Origin of the sequence: Paraburkholderia sp. RL18-085-BIA-A, assembly GCF_046027075.1 — a bacterium.
Lineage (GTDB): Bacteria > Pseudomonadota > Gammaproteobacteria > Burkholderiales > Burkholderiaceae > Paraburkholderia.
Window position 1 is genome coordinate 1 of the sequence record NZ_JARESU010000410.1, and the last position, 1,531, is coordinate 1,531.

At 56.8% G+C, this 1,531-nt stretch carries 2 protein-coding genes and 1 pseudogene; 1 reads left to right on the forward strand and 2 read right to left on the reverse strand.

The window, feature by feature from the left end; translation table 11 throughout:
- Positions 1-497, forward strand: a pseudogene (locus tag P0D89_RS52850) (IS6 family transposase); the annotation flags it as partial.
- Between the two features lie 25 nt (positions 498-522).
- Here the strand turns inward: P0D89_RS52850 and P0D89_RS52855 are convergent.
- Both P0D89_RS52855 and P0D89_RS52860 read right to left on the reverse strand, forming a co-directional pair.
- Positions 523-948 (reverse strand): universal stress protein, encoded by a 426-nt coding sequence (locus P0D89_RS52855; RefSeq protein WP_408371137.1) that lies wholly within the window; start codon positions 946-948, stop codon positions 523-525.
- Positions 949-1,122: 174 nt separating this feature from the next.
- A complete protein-coding gene (locus P0D89_RS52860) occupies positions 1,123-1,515 on the reverse strand; it encodes an aminotransferase class I/II-fold pyridoxal phosphate-dependent enzyme (protein WP_408371135.1) in 393 nt (130 codons plus the stop codon).
- Positions 1,516-1,531 lie beyond the last annotated feature (16 nt).

Here is a 1,531-nt window from a genome sequence, read left to right on the forward strand (position 1 = left end):
AGAGCTGGCGGATGGACGAAACCTATATCAAGGTCAGTGGCGAATGGAAATACCTGTACCGCGCTGTTGACAAGGCGGGCAACACCGTCGATTTCCTGGTGAGAGCTCGCCGTGACAAGGCCGCGGCGCGTCGCTACTTCGAGAAAGCCATCGGCCAGAACGGCGTGCCCTAGACGGTCACCATGGACAAAAGCGGCGCCAATCTGGCCGCCATCCAGAGTATCAATGCTGAAAGGGAAACGCCGATCAAGGTCCGTCAGGTCAAGTATCTGAATAACATCGTGGAGCAGGATCACCGGGCGATCAAACGCATCACCAGGCCGATGATGGGCTTCAAGGATTTTCGGTGCGCCCGCATCATACTGTCCGGCATCGAAGTCGGTTCGACACGATCGGCGTGCCCAAGCGTCTGTGCAATCAGCGACACGTATTCTTCAAACCGTTCCGTTGAGATTCCCATCGCATTCCTCACAGGCAAATTGAAGATAAGCGAATAGTGCGTACTAGTCGATCGTTTGGAGATCAAGTTGGCGTGACGGTGACGATCATCGTGCCTTTCACCCTCTCCACCAGGTCGACGTGAAGAGGGCGATCGCTGTACCAGCGTGCAAACCGGGTTCTTGTGCGATGGCCGACTACCATCACGTCGGATTTCAGTAGTTCGGTCATCTGCGAGATTGCGTCTGCAACGCGGCCGAACGCAACGTGACCGCGCGCGGCTACACCATTCAAGCCTAACTCGTCGATTGCGTCTTTCAACCCGCTTCGGGCTTGCTCTTCCATCTGCGTTGCCGCGACATCGGTCAGCATGCCCGCACAAATGGCGTTTGCGTCTAAAAAATCGACCACAGTGACAACGTCGACAAGTGCGGCAAGCGCGACCGAAAGTTCCGCGCAGCGAAACAGGGCGGATTTCGCTTCGGCAGATCCGTCATAGAACAGCAGCATCCTGAATGACGAAGACATAAGGAATTCGTATCAATAATCTGGATAGAAAAAGAGACGTGAAGCTCTACACGCGCGCAACCGTGATCATGCCTTGACGCCGCTGGCATCGGGCGAGCCGGTAATCGCGCGCACCGCCCTGACCGGCAAGGCCTCGCGAGCTGGCGAAGGGTAGAGTCAAACCGTGACGCCAGGAATAATCCCAGTGCTCCGGCCTATCCGCCCGAACGCAGCAATCGCCATATCGAGGTCTTCTCTGGTGTGGGTCGACATGACGCTGAGCCGCAGACGCTGACCGTCTTTCTTGACCGCAGGATATTCGATCGAATTCAGAAAGATGCCTGCATCGTCGAACTGCTTGCAAACTTCGCGAATATTCACGTCCGCAGGAATTCGAACCGGAATGATCGAGGCCTCGCGGAAGGTTTTGAAACCGAGCGCGCTCAGTCCAGCCTCCAGGTAGACGGTGTTCTCGTGCAGGCGGACGATCCGTTCCGGCTCCCGCTCGATCACTTCCATCCCGCCGAGCACCCCCGCCACCGTCGTAATCGGCAAATGCGCCGAAAACATGTATGAGCGCGAGCAA